The organism is Rhodococcus (subgen. Prescottella) equi, assembly GCF_003013675.1.
Classification (GTDB): Bacteria; Actinomycetota; Actinomycetes; order Mycobacteriales; family Mycobacteriaceae; genus Prescottella; species Prescottella equi.
This window is the reverse complement of the sequence record NZ_CP027793.1, coordinates 3,069,088-3,085,800: the sequence shown is the minus strand read 5'-3', so window position 1 is coordinate 3,085,800 and position 16,713 is coordinate 3,069,088. Positions and strand designations below refer to the sequence as shown.

The following is a 16,713-nucleotide window of genomic DNA, read 5'->3' as shown; positions in this document are numbered from 1 at the left end:
ACTCAGGGAACTCGGAATCCGCGGAACGTCACGTTTCGCCGTTGCCTGAACCCCAGACGGGTGTACACGCTGATCGCCTGGGCATTGGTGGCGGCGACGTGCAGGAACGCTCGTTCGCCGCGGGCCGCGATCCGGTCGGCGAGCGCTCGGACCAGGTGCGCGGCCAGGCCGTGGCCGCGCGCGTCCGGTGCGGTGCAGACGGCACTGATCTCCGTCCAGCCCGGCGGGCGCAGGCGCTCACCGGCCATGGCCACCAGTGCGCCGTCCCGGCGGATCCCGAGGTAGGTTCCGAACTCGGGTGTGCGCGACCAGAACGGACCCGGACGCGTTTCCGTCACGAGCGCGAGCATTTCCGGCAGATCCGCGTCACCGAGTTCGGCGAGCGTGAATCCGGCGGCAAGCCCGTCCTCGGCAGTAGCAGGGTGCACGCCCGTGGGCGGCGCCAGCATCTGCAACCCGTCGAGGACGAAAACCGGCTCCCAGTGTGCCGGTGGGAGTTCCGGGCAGCTGAAGAGATCGGCGAAGCCGCCGGCCCCGAGCAGGCGGGCGAGATCTTCCCAATCCTCGGGTCGCGGGTCGGTCGGAACCGAGCAGAAGGTCGACACCTCGTCGGCGTACGCATTCGCCCGACCGACGGTGCGGGAGAGGTGGGCGTGAGCGCCGGTCAGCGAGAAGTGGACCGGGTGATCGAGCACCTGGTCGTCGGTCTCCTGCCACTGCGCGAGCAGTGCGCCGGAGTCCGATCGCCCGGCCGGGAGAGTCTCTGAGCGGGTATCTGGCGCCATGCGTCCCAGCCTCGCACCCGAGGATCCGGTCGGCGAAATCCGGTAGGTGCTCTCCATCGGTGCTCGCCGCGATCGACGTGCGTGGCGTTTGTGCCGACAGCACAATTCGCAACCGCCGTGCTGTGCCGAATGCCCAAGCGGCGGTCTGCGCGATCGTGTGATCATGGTCACGCGGATCGCCGAACGGTCCGCCTCGATCCCGAGAGAAGGTGTGCGGCGTGACAGTTCCCGGTGTCCCCGAAGGTTTCGATTTCACCGACCCTGACGTGTACGAGCGGCGGTTGCCGATCAGCGAGTTCGCGGCGCTGCGCAAATCGGCGCCGGTGCACTGGGTGGCACAGCCGCCGACCAAGGGCGGGTTCGCGGACGAGGGCTACTGGGCGGTGTCCCGGCACGAGGACGTCAAGGAGGTCTCCCGCAACAGCGAGGTCTACTCGACCTGGGAGAACACTGCGATCGCGCGGTTCTCGGACGACATGCCGCGGGAGACGGTCGAGCTGATGCGGCACCTGCTGATCAACAAGGACGCCCCCGAGCACACCAAGCTCCGGAAAGTGATCGCCCGTGGCTTCACGCCGCGCGCTGTCCAGGGTCTGCGTCCGGCGCTGAAGGCGCGGGCGGAGAAGATCGTGCAGGACGCCGTGGCCGCGGGTTCCGGCGACTTCGTCGAGCAGGTGGCGTGTGAGCTGCCGCTGCAGGCCATCGCCGAACTCATCGGTGTGCCGCAGGAGGATCGGCACAAGATCTTCGACTGGTCGAACCAGATGATGGGCTACGACGATCCCGAGTTCGCGGAGGAGTCCGCCACTGCGTCCGCCGAGATTCTCGCGTACTCGTACGCGATGGCCGAGGAGCGACGCAAGTGCCCGGCGCAGGACATCGTCACCACGCTCGTGGAGGCCGACGTCGACGGCGACGGGCTGGCGTCCGAGGAGTTCGGGTTCTTCGTGCTTCTGCTCGCGGTCGCCGGGAACGAGACGACTCGCAACGCCATTACGCACGGCATCATGGCGTTCATGGACAACCCCGACCAGTGGGAGCTCTACAAGCGTGAGCGTCCGGCGACAGCAGTGGACGAGATCATCCGTTGGGCCACGCCGGTCGTCGGATTCCAGCGAACGGCGTTGGTGGACAACGAACTCGGCGGGCAGACCATCCGCAAGGGCGACCGTGTCGTGATGTTCTACTCGTCGGCCAACTTCGACGAGGACGTCTTCGAGGATCCGATGCGGTTCGACATCACCCGCACCGACAACGACCACCTCGCCTTCGGGGGCACCGGTGCGCACTTCTGCATCGGTGCGAACCTCGCGCGGATGGAGATCGAGCTGATGTTCAACGCAATCGCGGACCACATGCCCGACATCACCAAGCTCGGCGACCCGCGCCGACTGCGGTCCGGGTGGATCAACGGGATCAAGGAACTACAGGTCGACTACGCCGGCAAGTGCCCGGTGGCGCACTGACAACCGGAGTCAGTAGTCCGCCGGCGCGTCCGACCACCATCCCGTCAGAGGGCCGAGTCGGTCCTCCATCACCGGCGTCAGGGTCCTCACATACGACGCGGTGAGGTGGTTCGAGTCCCGGTAGATCTGCACGTTGCCCTCGATCACCCGGCAACGATCCTCCCGGCACACGGCATCGGAGAGGTCGAGAGGGAAGACTGTGGGGAACGGGGCCGAGGCGTCCAGCGCGGGATCGATCGGGTCGAGGGCCTGCGCCCGGTCGATACCGCACGTGTCGGCGTTGCCGCCGCGTCGGGCCAGGCAGTCCGATGCTCGGTAGGCGACGCCGTCGGATTCCAGCCACGGGGTGTCGCGCACGACGATCGTCGGCAGGTCGAGGTCCGTCAGGGCCTGCCACAACGCGAGGTAGGTGTCGGGGGTGTAGTCGCCGGCCGCACCCGGGCGGGGACGGGTGGAGGTGCTGAACACGATGTCGGGGCGCGAGGCGGCCACCGCGTCGAGAACGTCGAACGTCCACTCCTCGCATTCGCCGACGGGGGCGTCCGGTCCCGGCGGGAGCACTGCCGGGCATCCCACCTTCACGTACGTTTCCACCCGGAAACGGTGCTTGTGGCCCAGCTCGTCGAGCGCCGGTAGCCAGTGCTCGGCGTGTGAGCCGCCGATCAACGCGATGCTGCGGTCTGCCTCCGTGTCGCCGTACGTGCAGTTGAGAGCTTCGGTCTGACCGTCCTGGGACATGCATCCGTCGAGGGTGGTCGCGGGCAGGTCCGCGTGCGCCACGAAGCGTGACGGCTGCTCGCGCGCGAACTCGACGTCGGCGCCGGACAGCAGCGCGGCGGCGCCGGGGTACGCCGCGGAGTCGAGTGATGTCTGCTGCGCCCACTCCTCGGTGCGGCGGTCGACGAACCCGGTCCACGTCACCGAGGCCGCGGCGAGCGCGACCGTGATCAGCGAGATGACGCCGATCAGCGTGCCACGCACTGCGCGCGGGCCCGACGTCTGCCGGATCGGCGTCTCGATCAGGCGGGTGGTGAGTTCGGCGAGCACAAGGGAGAGGCCGATGACGACGACGCCGCCGGCGAAACCGACATCCGGCTCCTCGCGCCAGACCAGGTACGCGATGAGGACCGGCCAGTGCCACAGGTACAGCGCGTACGCGATCGACCCCAGCCGAACCAGGGGAGGTGACGCGAGCAGTCGGGTGGGGGAGAGATCGACGTCGTCTCCCCGCGCCCCGGCGACGATGATCGCGAGTGCGGCACCGACGGGGACGAGCGCCCACGGTCCCGGGAACTGGCTTCGTCCGTCGAGCACCATGCCGCACGCGACGACGATCGCGAGCCCGGCGACCGCGAGGAGCACCCGCCACACCCGTGGCACCCGCAGATACGGGGCCGCGCAGGCCAGCAGACCGCCGACGAGCAGTTCCCACATCCGGGCAGCGGTGTCGTAGTACAGCCACGTCTGAGGCAGGTCGCTGGTCGTCGCGTAGGTCAGCGAGGCGATCGCGAGAACACCGAGCAGCATCGCGAGCGGTCCGCGAACCGTGAGGCCACGTGCGCGGAGCAGCCACGCGAGCCCGAACACGAGGACGAGCGCAGCCAGATAGAACTGCCCCTGGACGGATATCGACCACAGATGCTGCAGCGGGCTGACCGACGGGTCGGCGGCGAGATAGTCGCTCGCGCTGTCGGCGAGGTGCCAGTTCTGTAGGAACGTCAACGACGCCGTCACCTGCCGCGCGGTGTCGAACCATTGGGTGGCCGGATGCATCGTGACGGTGAACGCCACCACCGCCGCCAGCACGAGAACGAGCGGCGGCAGCAGCCTCCGCAGGACCCGCCGGACCACCGGAACCGGATCGAGCCGGCCGCCGGATTCCGCGGCCCGCAGCAGCGAGGCGACGAAGAAGAACCCCGACAGCGTGAGGAAGATGTCGACGCCGCCGGACACCCGACCGAACCAGACGTGGTAGACGACGACGAGACCGATCGCGAGACCGCGGAGTCCGTCGAGATCGTGGCGGTGCGCGGCGCGGCCACGAGTTGCCGACGCCGACGGCCCGCCGAAGAGGGTTCGGTCGGTGGAGCGGACGGACACGCGAATCTTCCCGGGCAGACGACAGGGGGTCGACCGCGGCGGATTCCGCCGGCGGGGACCTGTCCAACGTACCTGCCGACCCGCCCGTGATGCTTGACACCTACAGTCGAGCGCCGTGAACTCCCTGCATCTGACGGCCGACCGCATCGTCGAAATCGACACCACCCATCTGTGGCACCCCTACGGCGCGTTTCCTGCGTCGACGGCGTCGCTCGTCGTCGAGTCCGCCGAAGGGGCACGGCTCACGCTCGCCGACGGCACGGAACTGGTGGACGGGATGAGCTCGTGGTGGTCGGCCGTGCACGGGTATCGCAATCCGATGCTCGACGCCGCCGTCACCGACCAACTCGGACGGATGAGTCACGTGATGTTCGGCGGCCTCACCCACGCGCCCGCCGCGCGCCTCGCCGAACTCTTGGTCGAGATCACCCCCGCCGGACTCGACAAGGTGTTCCTCGCCGACTCCGGCTCGGTGTCGGTGGAGGTCGCGGTGAAGATGTGCCTGCAGTACTGGCGCAGCCGCGGACGTCCCGAGAAGCACCGGTTGCTCACGTGGCGCGGCGGATACCACGGCGACACGTTCGCGCCGATGAGCGTCTGCGACCCCGACGGCGGCATGCACGCGATGTGGACCGACGTGCTCGCCCGGCAACTGTTCGCGCCCGCCCCGCCGCGCGACTTCGATCCCGGGTACGTCGCCGATTTCGAGGCCCTGGTGGTGGCGCATCGTGACGAACTCGCCGCGATCATCGTCGAACCCGTCGTCCAGGGCGCCGGCGGCATGCGGTTCCATCACCCCGACTACCTGCGCGAACTGCGCCGCATGTGCGACGAGCACGGTCTGCTGCTGGTGTTCGACGAGATCGCCACGGGCTTCGGCCGCACCGGAGAACTGTTCGCCGCGGACCACGCCGGGGTGGCGCCGGACGTCATGTGTGTGGGCAAGGCGCTCACCGGCGGCTACCTCACGCTCGCCGCGACGCTGTGCACGACCGCGGTCGCCGAGGTGATCAGCGCCGGCGAGGGCGGCGGCATCATGCACGGGCCCACCTTCATGGGGAACCCGATGGCGTGCGCGGTGGCGGTCGCCGCGGTGGAGTTGCTGCTCTCGCGCGATTGGCGTGCGGAGGTCGGGGCGCTGAACACGGGACTGGGGCGCGGCCTCGCTCCCGCGTGGGACGTGCCCGGCGTGGTGGACGTGCGGGTCCTCGGGGGAATCGGCGTGATCGAACTCGCCGAACCCGTCGACATGCCGACGGTGACTGCGGCGGCGGTCGCCGCGGGCGTCTGGTTGCGTCCGTTCCGGAATCTGATCTACGCGATGCCGCCCTACGTGTGCACCGCCGAGGAGATCGACCGCATCGCCGCCGGAATGGTCGCGGCGGCGCGCAGCCAGTCCCGGAGTCGCGCCGAAATGTGATCTTCGTCGCTCCAGTCCGGGTGTGCACTGTGACGGCATCGGTTGGCTCCGTCGGCGCACTCGGCGGCGGAATCCGGGTGGTGCGGTGGGCGGTCGAACGCGGACGACGAGTTCCGATACAAGCTCACTTGAACACCGTTCAAGTGAGCTTGTATGGTGCTGCGGGTGGGTACCGATAACGCGGCTCTGGGTTGGCTCGACGACGTCGAAAGGGCGCGGCGGGCGGCAGGACTGCGCCGCGAGCTGCGGGCCCGCAGCGAGATCGATCGGGTGGTCGACCTCGCGTCCAACGATTATCTGGGTCTCGTCCGGCACCCCGAGGTGGTCGACGGAGCTGTCGACGCCGTCCGGCGCTGGGGTGGGGGAGCGACCGGATCGCGCCTGGTCACCGGCACGACGTCCGACCACGAACTCCTCGAACGCGAGCTCGCCGCCTTCGTGGGAGCCGAGTCCGGGCTGGTGTTCGCAAGCGGATACGCCGCCAATCTCGGTGCAGTGACCGCACTTTCGGGCCAGGATGCGCTGATCGTGTCGGACGCCGGTTGTCACGCCTCACTCGTCGATGCGTGCCGGCTGTCACGGGCCCGCGTCGTCGTGGCGCCGCACGCCGACGTCGACTTCCTGCGCCGCGCACTCGCCGAGCGAGCCGAGGAGCGTGCCCTCGTCCTCACCGACTCGGTGTTCAGCGCCGACGGCGACCTCGCTCCGCTGGCCGACATGCACCGGGTGTGCCGGGACCACGGCGCCGTCCTGCTCGTCGACGAGGCGCACGGCATCGGCGTGCGCGGCCGCGGTGGTCGCGGACTCGTCCACGAGATGGGCCTGGCCGGGGAACCGGACGTCGTCGTCACCGCGACACTGTCGAAGTCTCTCGCGAGCCAGGGTGGTGCGGTACTCGCGTCGCGGAAAGTCCGTGCACACCTGATCGACGCGGCACGCACGTTCATCTTCGACACCGGCCTGGCGCCCGCCGCGGTGGGCGCTGCCCGGGCGGCGCTGTCGGTGCTCAGGCGAGAGCCGCAGCGGGCGACCGCCGTCCTGGACCGCGCCCGCGACCTCGCCCGCATCACCGGTGCCGCCGCCCCCGAGTCGGCCGTGGTGTCGGTGGTGCTGGGCGATCCGGAGGTGGCGGTCGCGGCCGCGGCGGCCTGCCGGAATCGCGGCCTGCACGTGGGCTGTTTCCGCCCACCATCCGTCCCGGAGGGCACGTCGCGCCTGCGTCTGACGGCGCGGGCGACGATCGATGTCGCCGAGATGGCAGTCATCGAATCCGTTCTGGCAGAAGTTCTCTCGGAGCGTCGCGCAGGGGTGCCGGCATGAGTGTTCTCGTGATCTCCGGAACGTCCACCGACGTCGGCAAGACCGTCGTCACCGCCGCGCTCGCCGCCGCGTTGCGCGCCGCAGGTCAGTCGGTTGCGGTGTGCAAGCCCGCACAGACCGGCGTCACGGTCGACGAACCCGGTGATCTGGCGGAGGTGACCAGGCTCAGCGGCGTGACCGCGACCGTCGAGTTGGCGCGATACCCGGAACCGCTGGCTCCCGACACCGCCGCGCGTCGCGCTGCGCTGCCGATGCTGACGCAACCCGAGGTGGTCGCCGCGACACGCGATCTCGACGCCCGACACGACGTGACGCTGGTGGAGGGCGCGGGCGGGCTGTTGGTGCGCCTCGGCGTCGACGGGTTCACCGTGCGCGACGTGGCAGCCGAACTCGGTGCCCCCGTCGTCGTGGTGGCCGCTGCCGGTCTGGGCACTCTCAATCACTGCGCGCTCACGGCCGAAGCGCTTGCCGCTGCGGGCGTGAAGTGCAGCGGGTTCGTCGTCGGATCCTGGCCTCGGCGTCCGGATCTCGCGGCCCGCTGCAACCTCCACGATCTGCCCGCCGTCACCGGGTCCGCGGTGGTCGGGCGCGTGCCCGAGGGCGTCGCGGGCTCGGACGCCGCCGGATTCGCCGCGACCGCGCCCACGTGGTTCGAGCCCGGCTGGCTCGACTCGCTGTTGATCAGACGATGATGCGGCAGTAGAGCCGCTCGCCGCGGGATGCCGCAGTGCTGGCCAGTTCGGCCAGCGCGACGACGAACGGGACTGACTCCTCCGACGGCTCCGCATCTTCGTCGAAGATCCACTGGCGCGCCGCGGCGATCAGTGCGCTCGGATCGGAAGCGGCCAGTGCAGTGCGCAATTCGTCGGCGACGGACAGTACGAACGCGTCACCGTCCTCGCTGTCCGCCACCATGGATCCGCGCCTCGGGCCGGTCTTGACGTCGTCATAGCTGCGGCCGGTGAGCACCGCCTCGAGCTGCCCGAGCGAGACCTTCGGGTCGATCCCCTTCGCCTGCAGAACCGGCGTTCCGCTCGCGGCGGTCCGTACCCGGGGGCGGGTGGCTTCGTCCGGCGAGGTGCGGTAGAGCTCCTCGGTCGCGGCGATGTCGTCCGGATCGAGGTCGAGCAGATCGTCGAGAGCCGCCGTCGCGGCCTCGTCGGACGGCGCGGAGAAATAGTCGGTGATAGCGGACATGTCGGCATCGTCGCACAGCCGACCGACTGGTCGGGCCGGCAGCTCGACACGGAACTTCGGACGGGACGGAAGCTATGGATTATCCGAACAGGGTTACCCCCGTCGGCCTGAACGACCCCCGGGTCCGGCACCGAAACGGCACCGGACCCGGGGGCATGGGAGAGCGTCAGCCGACCGCTGCCGCCGACTCCTCTTCCGGAGCGCTGGTGCGGATCAGATGATCGAACGCGGACAGGGCAGCCGTCGCTCCAGCGCCGGCAGCGATCACGATCTGCTTGAACGGAACCGTCGTGCAGTCACCCGCGGCGAACACGCCCGGCACCGACGTCTGACCGCGGTCGTCGACGACGATCTCTCCGCGCGGCGACAGGTCGACGCTGCCGTCCAGCCACTCGGTGTTGGGGAGCAGGCCGATCTGCACGAACACGCCCTCGAGGTCGACGGTGTGCGACTCGTCGGTGGTGCGGTCGGTGTAGGTGAGGCCGGTGACCTTGCTGCCGTCGCCGAGAACCTCGGTGGTGAGGGTGCTGAGCAGGATGGTCACGTTCGGGAGGCTGCGCAGCTTGCGCTGCAGCACCTCGTCGGCGCGCAGCACCGAGTCGAACTCGACGAGCGTGACGTGCGAGACGATGCCCGCGAGGTCGATGGCCGCCTCGACACCCGAGTTGCCGCCGCCGATGACCGCGACGCGCTTGCCCTTGAACAGCGGACCGTCGCAGTGCGGGCAGTAGGTGACGCCCTTGTTCCGGTACTCGGTCTCGCCGGGCACGTTCATCGAGCGCCAGCGCGCACCCGTCGACAGGATCACCGTGCGGGCGAGAAGCGAAGCGCCGCTCTCCAGTTCGACCTCGACGAGGCCGTTCTCGGTGGCCGCCGGCACGAGCTTCGCGGCACGCTGGGTGTTCATGAGGTCGACGTCGTACTGGCGCACGTGGTTCTCGAGTGCAGCGCCGAACTTCGGGCCCTCGGTGTAGGGGACCGAGATGTAGTTCTCGATCGCCATCGTGTCGAGGACCTGACCGCCGAAGCGCTCGGCGGCGATGCCGGTGCGAATCCCCTTGCGGGCAGCGTAGATCGCGGCCGCAGCTCCGGCCGGGCCGCCACCCACGACGAGCACGTCGAACGGGTCCTTCTCCGCGATCGCGGCTGCCGCGCGATCGGCGGCGCCGTCGTCGAGCTTGTTGACGATCTCGGCGAGGCTCATCCGACCGGAGCCGAAGAGTTCACCGTTGAGGTACACGGTGGGCACCGCCATGATCTGCCGGCCGTCGACCTCGTCCTGGTAGAGCGCACCATCGATCGCGACGTGGCTGACACCGGGGTTGAGCACGGCCATCAGGTTCAGTGCCTGGACGACGTCGGGGCAGTTCTGGCAGGACAGCGAGAAGTAGGTCTCGAAGTGGTACTTGCCTTCGAGTCCCTGGACCTGCTCGAGCACCTCGGGGGCTTCCTTCGACGGGTAGCCGCCGACCTGGAGCAATGCGAGTGCGAGCGAGGTGAATTCGTGACCGAGGGGGATGCCGGCGAAGCGGACCTCGATGTCGGTGCCGACGCGGCGGATGGCGAACGACGGGCGCCGGGCGTCGTCGTCGAGACGCTCATAGGTGATCTTGTCCGACATCGCGGCGATCTCGGTGAGCAGTTCGGCGAGTTCGGCCGACTTGGCTCCGTCGTCGAGGGAGGACACGAGCTCGATCGGCAGGGTCAACCGCTCGAGGAGGGACTTCAGTTGGGCGGCGAGGGGGGCGTCGAGCATGCGGATCTACTCCATCCGTGGGGAAGGCTGTGATCGGGGAAGTGGACCTTGTTACTCCTGCGGTCCGGACAGGTGCGGGGTGGTGCTGGTCGAGACGGAAGCGGGGTGGGGCGCGGGCCCGTGGCGTCCGGGCCCGCGCCGCCCGTGGCGACTTACGTCAGCTGATTCGACTTACGTCAGATCTTGCCGACGAGATCCAGCGACGGAGCGAGGGTCTCTTCGCCCTCTTCCCACTTGGCCGGGCAGACCTCGCCCGGGTGCGAGCGGACGTACTGAGCGGCCTTGACCTTGCGCAGCAGCTCGGCAGCGTTGCGGCCGATGCCCTCCGCGGTGATCTCCATGAACTGGACGACACCGTCGGGATCGACGAGGAAGGTACCGCGGTCGGCCAGGCCCTGGTTCTCGCGGAGCACCTCGAAGTTGGTGCTGATCTCGAGGGTCGGGTCGCCGATCATCGCGTACTGGATCTTGCCGATGGTCTCGGAGGAGTCGTGCCACGCCTTGTGCGTGAAGTGGGTGTCGGTGGACACCGAGAAGACCTCGACGCCGAGGCGCTGCAGCTCCTCGTAGTGATCGGCGAGGTCACCGAGCTCCGTCGGGCAGACGAAGGTGAAGTCGGCCGGGTAGAAGAAGAAGATCGCCCACTTGCCCTTGATGTCCTCGTCGGACACGTCGACGAATGCGCCGTTCTTGTACGCGGTCGCGGAGAAGGGCTTGATCTGCTTGTTGATCAGGGCCATTTGAACCTCTGTTCGGTCGAAGTTGAATACCAGACGTTCTAGAGGTTAGCCAAGAATCATAGATAGTTCCAATCTATGAGGTCTATTTCATAGATACGCTTTACCTATCAATGCTGAAGGCAGGGTTTCGGGCAAAACCGGCGCGTCGACGTCGATCCTCGCCGCCCGGCGCCCGGGCGGCGAGAGTCGACGGTCCTGCCTCGTCAGGGCACGTTGGCGATCACCGATTCCGCGTAGTTCTCCAGGTTCGCGATCTTCTGCGCGAGCGGTTCGGCGTCCGGGGCGACGTCGTAGGAGTTGCGGAAGCCGACGATCACATCGGTGACGCCTTTGTCTTCGAGGCGCTTGATCCCGTCCACCGTGTAGGCCTCGGCGGAGGCGACGTGGATCTCGAACGGAGTGTCCGACTTGCCCTCGGCGGCCCGGATCTTCTGCAGCCGGTCCAGCATCCGGTCGAGTTCCTCGGGATCGCCGCCAGCGTGGGTCCAGCCGTCGCCACGCACCACGGCCCGGCGCAGTGCTGCGTCACTGTGGCCGCCGATCAGGATCGGAATCGGCTGCGTCGGAACGGGATTGATCTTGATCGACGGTACGTCGAAGATCTCGCCGTGATACTCGAAGTATCCGCCACCGGTCAGTCCTCGCACGATGTCGATCGCCTCGTCGGTCCGGCGCCCGCGGCGCTCCCACGGCACATCCATGATCTGGAAATCGTCGGGCCAGGGGCTCACGCCCACGCCCAGGCGCAGGCGGTTGCCGGTCAGGTACGCCACGGATGCGGCCTGCTTGGCGACCAGCACCGGCGGGCGGACGGGGAGCTTGAGTACGAAGGTCGTGAATCGCAGCGTGCTGGTCGCCGCACCCAGCGCCATCGCGAGAATCATCGCCTCGATGAACGGCTTGTTCTCGAGGAACTCACGGCTGCCGTCCGGGGTGTACGGGTAGACCGAGTCCGATTCCTCCGGGTAGCAGATGCTGTCCGCGATGGTCATGGAGTCGAAGCCGACGCGCTCGGCCGCCTGCGCGAGCGGAACGTAGAAGTCGGGATCGGTCATGGACTCGGCATAGGTGAATCGCACGGACGGGCTCCTTCGATCGAGTGCCGGGGCGGGGTTCGCCCCGACGCCCCATCCTGGAGTGGTCTGCATCACATGTCAGCGCTCCTCCCGCTGCGTGGGAAGGTGTTCGCGGTACCTCGTCGGCGGATCTCGATCGATCGACGGCGTCGACGCGGAGGCTGACGTACTGTGAGTGGCATCACACCGTGTAGGCAGATCGGGCGCGACAGGCAGCCCTGCCGCCACCCGATCCGACCGACGTTTGTGCGGAGGTACGGATGACCACCACCGAAGTGATGGATTTGCAGCGCACGATCGGGCATCTGCGTCAGTGCGTCGGATCGTTGCGAGAGAGGTACGGCGACGCGTCCGCCGTGCGGCGACTGGCCAACGACGTCGATCGACTCGACATCGACGCTCACGATCTGAGCGAATCGCCGCCGCGTCCGACGTCCGGCGCCACCGCCGAGCGAGTTCAGGTGCCGGACACCCCGTACGACCGCTCGCTGTGGCAGGGCGCGGACGACGAGGGACTCGGCGGCAACCCCCACGAGAACACGTGAGGGCGCCGCGGGTGGCCGAGATCGGCGCGCCGCCGCCGGCTCGGGCGGACATCCGTGCGCGCACCCTGCGCACCGACCGGTGGTGGCTGGCACCGCTGCTCACCACCCTCGGCCTCGCGGTCTTCGTCGTGTATGCGACCGTCCGTTCGTTCGTGCGGACCGCGTACTGGGTCGACGACTACCATTACCTGACGCCGTTCTACTCGCCGTGCATCAGCGAGTCGTGCGTGCCGGGAGCCAGCCACTTCGGGACGTGGGTGGGCGAGCTGCCGATGTGGATTCCGCTGGGATTCCTCGTCCTGCCGTTCCTGCTCGGCTTTCGGCTCACCTGCTACTACTACCGCAAGGCCTATTACCGGTCGATCTGGCTGGCGCCGCCCGCGTGCGCGGTGGCGGAACCGCACTCCACGTATTCGGGTGAGACCCGCTTTCCGCTGATCGTGCAGAACGTCCACCGGTACTTCTTCTATGTCGCGCTGGTGGTCTCGCTCGTCAACACGTACGACGCGGTTCGCGCCTACGAGGGGCCGAACGGCAGCTTCGGGCTCGGCGTGGGGAGTCTGATCATCACCGGCAACGTGATCCTGCTCTGGGCGTACACGTTGTCGTGCCATTCGTGCCGCCACGTCACCGGCGGACGGCTCAAACACTTCTCGGCGCACCCGCTCCGCTACCGGCTGTGGACGTGGGTGAGCAGGCTCAACACCCGGCACATGCAGCTGGCGTGGACCACGCTCGGCACGCTGATCGTCACCGACTTCTACATCATGCTGGTGGCGAGCGGCACGATCTCCGACCTGCGATTGATCAACTGAGTTCCACCGATTCCGGCGTCGGCACCGAGACGCTCGCCGGACGGATGTACCGAATGGGGGAGTGCGCATGGCCGAAGTCGAGCGGCACAGGTACGACGTGGTGGTGATCGGCGCCGGTGGTGCCGGGCTGCGTGCCGTCATCGAGGCCCGGGAGCGGGGGCTGTCGGTCGCGGTCGTGTGCAAGTCGCTGTTCGGCAAGGCCCACACCGTGATGGCCGAGGGGGGCTGCGCGGCCGCGATGGGCAATGCCAACTCGAAGGACAGCTGGCAGGTCCATTTCGGTGACACGATGCGCGGTGGCAAGTTTCTCAACAACTGGCGCATGGCCGAACTGCACGCGCGCGAGGCGCCCGACCGGGTGTGGGAGCTCGAGACGTACGGGGCGTTGTTCGACCGCACCGAGGACGGCCGCATCAGCCAGCGCAACTTCGGCGGCCACACCTACCCGCGGCTCGCCCACGTCGGCGACCGCACCGGCCTCGAGTTGATCCGCACGATGCAACAGAAGATCGTCGCCCTCCAGCAGGAGGACTTCGCGGCGACCGGGGACTACGAGGCCCGGGTCAAGGTGTTCGCCGAGTGCACCGTCACCGAACTGCTCAAGGAGGGCGACCGGATCGCCGGGGCCTTCGGGTACTGGCGCGAGTCCGGCCGGTTCGTGCTGTTGGAGGCGCCGGCGGTGGTGATGGCGACGGGTGGCATCGGCAAGTCGTTCAAGGTCACCTCCAACTCGTGGGAGTACACCGGCGACGGGCACGCGCTGGCGCTGCGCGCCGGCGCGAACCTGATCAACATGGAGTTCGTGCAGTTCCATCCGACCGGGATGGTGTGGCCGCCGAGCGTCAAGGGCATCCTCGTCACCGAGGGCGTCCGCGGGGACGGCGGCGTGCTCAAGAACTCCGACGGCGAGCGCTTCATGTTCTCGTACATCCCGGCGGTGTTCAAAGGCCAGTACGCGGAGACGGCGGAAGAGGCCGACAAGTGGTACGACGACCCCGACAACAACCGTCGCACCCCGGACCTGTTGCCGCGGGACGAGGTGGCGCGCGCCATCAACTCCGAGGTCAAGGCCGGTCGCTCCACACCGCACGGCGGCGTCTATCTCGACATCGCGTCGCGCATGCCCGCCGAGGAGATCGTGCGGCGGCTGCCGTCGATGCACCACCAGTTCAAGGAACTCGCCGACGTCGACATCACCAAGGAACAGATGGAGGTCGGCCCCACCTGCCACTACGTGATGGGGGGCATCGAGGTCGATCCCGACACCGGATCCTCCACGGTGCCAGGGCTGTTCGCCGCAGGTGAGTGCTCGGGCGGGATGCACGGCTCGAACCGGCTCGGCGGCAACTCGCTGTCCGATCTGCTGGTGTTCGGGCGCCGGGCCGGCCTCGGCGCGGCCGACTACGTCCAGTCCTTGGAGGCGCGCCCGACGGTGGCGGAGGCAGACGTCGCGACGGCTGCACGGGCTGCGCTGCTGCCGTTCGATCCGCCGGTGTCGGGGGCGGGGGAGAACCCGTACACACTGCACACGCAACTGCAGCAGACGATGAACGACCTGGTCGGGATCATTCGCACCGAGTCGGAGATCGAACGGGCCATCGCCACTCTCGCCGACGTCAAGTCCCGCCTGCCCGGGGTGACGGTCGAGGGGCATCGACAGTTCAACCCCGGATGGCATCTCGCACTGGATCTGCGGAACATGATTCTCGTCAGCGAGTGCGTGGCACGCGCGGCGCTGATGCGGACCGAGAGCCGCGGCGGGCACACCCGCGACGACTTCCCGTCGATGGATCCGCAGTGGCGGTCGACGCTGCTGGTGTGCAGCACGGTCGCCGACGACCGGGCCGCGGAGGACGGCACGTCCGTTCCCGACGTGATCGTCACCCGCGAACAGCAGCTGCCGATGCGCCCGGACCTGCTGGCGCTGTTCGACATCGACGAGCTCGGCAAGTACTACACCGACGCCGAACTCGACGCTCATCCTGGGAGGGCGACCTGACATGGGATACGACGCGAAGTTCCGGATCTGGCGTGGGGACGCGTCGGGCGGCGGCCTGCAGGACTATGCGGTGGAGGTCAACGAGGGCGAGGTGGTGCTCGACATCATCCACCGGATCCAGGCGACGCAGGCCGCGGACCTGGCGGTGCGGTGGAACTGCAAGGCGGGCAAGTGCGGATCGTGTTCCGCGGAGATCAACGGCCGGCCCCGGTTGATGTGCATGACGCGGATGTCGACGTTCGCCGAGGACGAGGTCGTCACGGTGACGCCGATGCGGACGTTCCCTGTCATTCGCGACCTCGTGACCGACGTTTCGTTCAACTACACCAAGGCGCGGGAGATCCCGTCGTTCACCCCGCCGCCCGGATTGGCGCCGGGGGAGTACCGGATGAAGCAGGTCGACGTGCAGCGCTCGCAGGAGTTCCGTAAGTGCATCGAGTGCTTCCTCTGCCAGAACACGTGTCACGTGGTGCGGGACCACGACGAGAACAAGGAGGCCTTCGCGGGACCGCGTTACCTCATGCGGGTCGCCGAGCTGGAGATGCATCCGCTCGACGTCGCGGACCGGAGAGACGCCGCGCAGGACGACTTCGGCCTCGGTCTGTGCAACATCACGAAGTGCTGCACCGACGTCTGTCCGGAAGACATCCACATCACCGACAACGCTCTGATTCCGATGAAGGAGCGGGTCGCGGACCGGCGCTACGACCCGGTCGTCTGGTTGGGCAACAAGCTCTTCCGTCGAGATCGACACTGATTGCCGGTTCGGGATCGGTGCACTTGCGCGCCAGTCGCTTTCGGCGTGATCGCCCGGACTGCACGGGTTCACGCAAGATTGGCACTCACGGCTGAAGAGTGCTAATTTCGTGTCACGGTCGATCGGTCGCCGGTCGGGCAGCGGCCGCCGAGGGAAACGCTCGCCCGGTTCGAACCGAAAGACCCATCGGAGGGTGCGCCCACCGATGCCACGCGTCAACCAGTAGTTCGTTCGAGAAAGCACCGTGATGTCCGTCGTCGCCGATCGTCCCGTTCCGGATCCAGACCCCACCACCGACAGTTCCCGGCCTCTCGCAGCCGTCACGGACTGGCTGCGCCGGTCCGGCAGCGACACCTCGATCGCGCTCGGCGCGCTGTCCGTCATCACTTTCTGGACGTTCGGTCTCGGCATCGTGCTCGGGCTCGGTGCCATCGCGGCGGGCGTCGTCGCGTCGCGTTCGGAGGAGAGTGAACCCAAGTCGCTCGAGGCCCTCTTCGGCATTCTCAGCGGCGCCCTCGGCGTCGTCGCCGGACTGATATTCGTACTCGTCGCCGCACCTCAGTGGTGATCTACACGAAATCGTCACTCGCTCGGCGGTGACCGTCCGTCGTATCGTTGGGGCAATGACGAACATCGACGCAATTCCTTCCGCGTCGAACGCCTCCGGCGCTCGCGCGACGAGGATCGACTCTCCCGGTCAGGACTGAGGCGACGGCGGGCGTCGGACCATCCAGTCC

15 protein-coding genes are annotated in these 16,713 nt (G+C 68.2%); 9 read left to right on the top strand and 6 right to left on the bottom strand.

Annotated elements, in window-relative coordinates:
- Window positions 1–2 precede the first annotated feature (2 nt).
- Entirely contained in the window at window positions 3–785 is a 783-nt protein-coding gene (locus C7H75_RS14435; RefSeq protein ID WP_064079444.1) for a GNAT family N-acetyltransferase, read from the bottom strand.
- Between the two features lie 218 nt (window positions 786–1,003).
- On the opposite strand from C7H75_RS14435, the gene C7H75_RS14430 reads away from it, so the two are divergent.
- Window positions 1,004–2,251: a cytochrome P450 gene (locus tag C7H75_RS14430; RefSeq protein WP_106851497.1), complete on the top strand. Its 1,248-nt coding sequence runs from the start codon at window positions 1,004–1,006 to the stop codon at window positions 2,249–2,251.
- A gap of 9 nt (window positions 2,252–2,260) precedes the next feature.
- Here C7H75_RS14430 and C7H75_RS14425 read toward each other — a convergent pair whose 3' ends face one another.
- Window positions 2,261–4,351, bottom strand: coding sequence for an acyltransferase family protein (locus C7H75_RS14425; RefSeq protein WP_106851496.1), 2,091 nt, complete (start codon window positions 4,349–4,351; stop codon window positions 2,261–2,263).
- Window positions 4,352–4,466: 115 nt separating this feature from the next.
- Here C7H75_RS14425 and C7H75_RS14420 point away from each other — a divergent pair, with 115 nt between their 5' ends.
- From C7H75_RS14420 to bioD, 3 genes are all read left to right on the top strand, one after another.
- The gene (locus C7H75_RS14420) at window positions 4,467–5,771 is read left to right on the top strand and encodes an adenosylmethionine--8-amino-7-oxononanoate transaminase (protein WP_084987144.1); all 1,305 of its coding nucleotides are present in this window, start codon (window positions 4,467–4,469) and stop codon (window positions 5,769–5,771) included.
- A 153-nt stretch (window positions 5,772–5,924) separates the two neighbouring features.
- Window positions 5,925–7,091 (top strand): 8-amino-7-oxononanoate synthase, encoded by a 1,167-nt coding sequence (locus C7H75_RS14415; RefSeq protein WP_106851495.1) that lies wholly within the window; start codon window positions 5,925–5,927, stop codon window positions 7,089–7,091.
- Window positions 7,088–7,783 (top strand): dethiobiotin synthase, encoded by a 696-nt coding sequence (gene bioD, locus C7H75_RS14410; RefSeq protein ID WP_084845876.1) that lies wholly within the window; start codon window positions 7,088–7,090, stop codon window positions 7,781–7,783. The genes C7H75_RS14415 and bioD overlap by 4 nt, the downstream gene beginning before the upstream one ends.
- Here bioD and C7H75_RS14405 read toward each other — a convergent pair.
- The 4 genes from C7H75_RS14405 to C7H75_RS14390 form a co-directional block, all read right to left on the bottom strand.
- Entirely contained in the window at window positions 7,773–8,288 is a 516-nt protein-coding gene (locus tag C7H75_RS14405; RefSeq protein ID WP_005512611.1) for a hypothetical protein, read from the bottom strand. The two genes, bioD and C7H75_RS14405, sit on opposite strands and share 11 nt — an antisense overlap.
- 166 nt (window positions 8,289–8,454) lie before the next feature.
- Window positions 8,455–10,044 carry an alkyl hydroperoxide reductase subunit F gene (gene ahpF / locus C7H75_RS14400; RefSeq protein ID WP_005512612.1) on the bottom strand — a complete coding sequence of 530 codons (1,590 nt, stop codon included), beginning with the start codon at window positions 10,042–10,044 and terminating at the stop codon, window positions 8,455–8,457.
- A gap of 176 nt (window positions 10,045–10,220) precedes the next feature.
- Window positions 10,221–10,784: an alkyl hydroperoxide reductase subunit C gene (gene ahpC, locus C7H75_RS14395; RefSeq protein WP_005512614.1), complete on the bottom strand. Its 564-nt coding sequence runs from the start codon at window positions 10,782–10,784 to the stop codon at window positions 10,221–10,223.
- Between the two features lie 203 nt (window positions 10,785–10,987).
- Window positions 10,988–11,863, bottom strand: a complete 876-nt coding sequence (locus tag C7H75_RS14390; protein WP_013416319.1) for a TIGR03619 family F420-dependent LLM class oxidoreductase — start codon at window positions 11,861–11,863, stop codon at window positions 10,988–10,990.
- 257 nt (window positions 11,864–12,120) lie between these two features.
- Between C7H75_RS14390 and C7H75_RS14385 the strand changes: the two genes are divergently transcribed.
- The 5 genes from C7H75_RS14385 to C7H75_RS14365 all read left to right on the top strand — a co-directional run bounded on the left by C7H75_RS14385 (window position 12,121) and on the right by C7H75_RS14365 (window position 16,544).
- On the top strand, window positions 12,121–12,405 hold the full coding sequence (locus C7H75_RS14385) for an Rv0250c family protein (RefSeq protein WP_005512616.1): 285 nt from the start codon (window positions 12,121–12,123) through the stop codon (window positions 12,403–12,405).
- Complete coding sequence (gene sdhC / locus C7H75_RS14380; protein ID WP_084955169.1) at window positions 12,402–13,220, top strand: succinate dehydrogenase subunit SdhC; 819 nt, start codon at window positions 12,402–12,404, stop codon at window positions 13,218–13,220. The genes C7H75_RS14385 and sdhC overlap by 4 nt, the downstream gene beginning before the upstream one ends.
- A gap of 67 nt (window positions 13,221–13,287) precedes the next feature.
- Window positions 13,288–15,219 (top strand): fumarate reductase/succinate dehydrogenase flavoprotein subunit, encoded by a 1,932-nt coding sequence (locus C7H75_RS14375; protein ID WP_106851494.1) that lies wholly within the window; start codon window positions 13,288–13,290, stop codon window positions 15,217–15,219.
- Between the two features lies 1 nt (window position 15,220).
- Entirely contained in the window at window positions 15,221–15,976 is a 756-nt protein-coding gene (locus tag C7H75_RS14370; protein ID WP_022596446.1) for a succinate dehydrogenase/fumarate reductase iron-sulfur subunit, read from the top strand.
- A 247-nt stretch (window positions 15,977–16,223) separates the two neighbouring features.
- Complete coding sequence (locus C7H75_RS14365) at window positions 16,224–16,544, top strand: hypothetical protein (RefSeq protein WP_005512623.1); 321 nt, start codon at window positions 16,224–16,226, stop codon at window positions 16,542–16,544.
- Window positions 16,545–16,713 lie beyond the last annotated feature (169 nt).

Bases quoted from the DNA above. Each gene is read 5' to 3' on its own strand.
- C7H75_RS14435 (WP_064079444.1), bottom strand. From the start codon at position 785: ATGGCGCCAGATACCCGCTCAGAGACTCTCCCGGCCGGGCGATCGGAC.
- C7H75_RS14415 (WP_106851495.1), top strand. From the start codon at position 5,925: ATGGTGCTGCGGGTGGGTACCGATAACGCGGCTCTGGGTTGGCTCGAC.
- bioD (WP_084845876.1), top strand. From the start codon at position 7,088: ATGAGTGTTCTCGTGATCTCCGGAACGTCCACCGACGTCGGCAAGACC.
- C7H75_RS14405 (WP_005512611.1), bottom strand. From the start codon at position 8,288: ATGTCCGCTATCACCGACTATTTCTCCGCGCCGTCCGACGAGGCCGCG.
- ahpF (WP_005512612.1), bottom strand. From the start codon at position 10,044: ATGCTCGACGCCCCCCTCGCCGCCCAACTGAAGTCCCTCCTCGAGCGG.
- ahpC (WP_005512614.1), bottom strand. From the start codon at position 10,784: ATGGCCCTGATCAACAAGCAGATCAAGCCCTTCTCCGCGACCGCGTAC.
- C7H75_RS14385 (WP_005512616.1), top strand. From the start codon at position 12,121: ATGACCACCACCGAAGTGATGGATTTGCAGCGCACGATCGGGCATCTG.
- C7H75_RS14375 (WP_106851494.1), top strand. From the start codon at position 13,288: ATGGCCGAAGTCGAGCGGCACAGGTACGACGTGGTGGTGATCGGCGCC.
- C7H75_RS14370 (WP_022596446.1), top strand. From the start codon at position 15,221: ATGGGATACGACGCGAAGTTCCGGATCTGGCGTGGGGACGCGTCGGGC.
- C7H75_RS14365 (WP_005512623.1), top strand. From the start codon at position 16,224: ATGTCCGTCGTCGCCGATCGTCCCGTTCCGGATCCAGACCCCACCACC.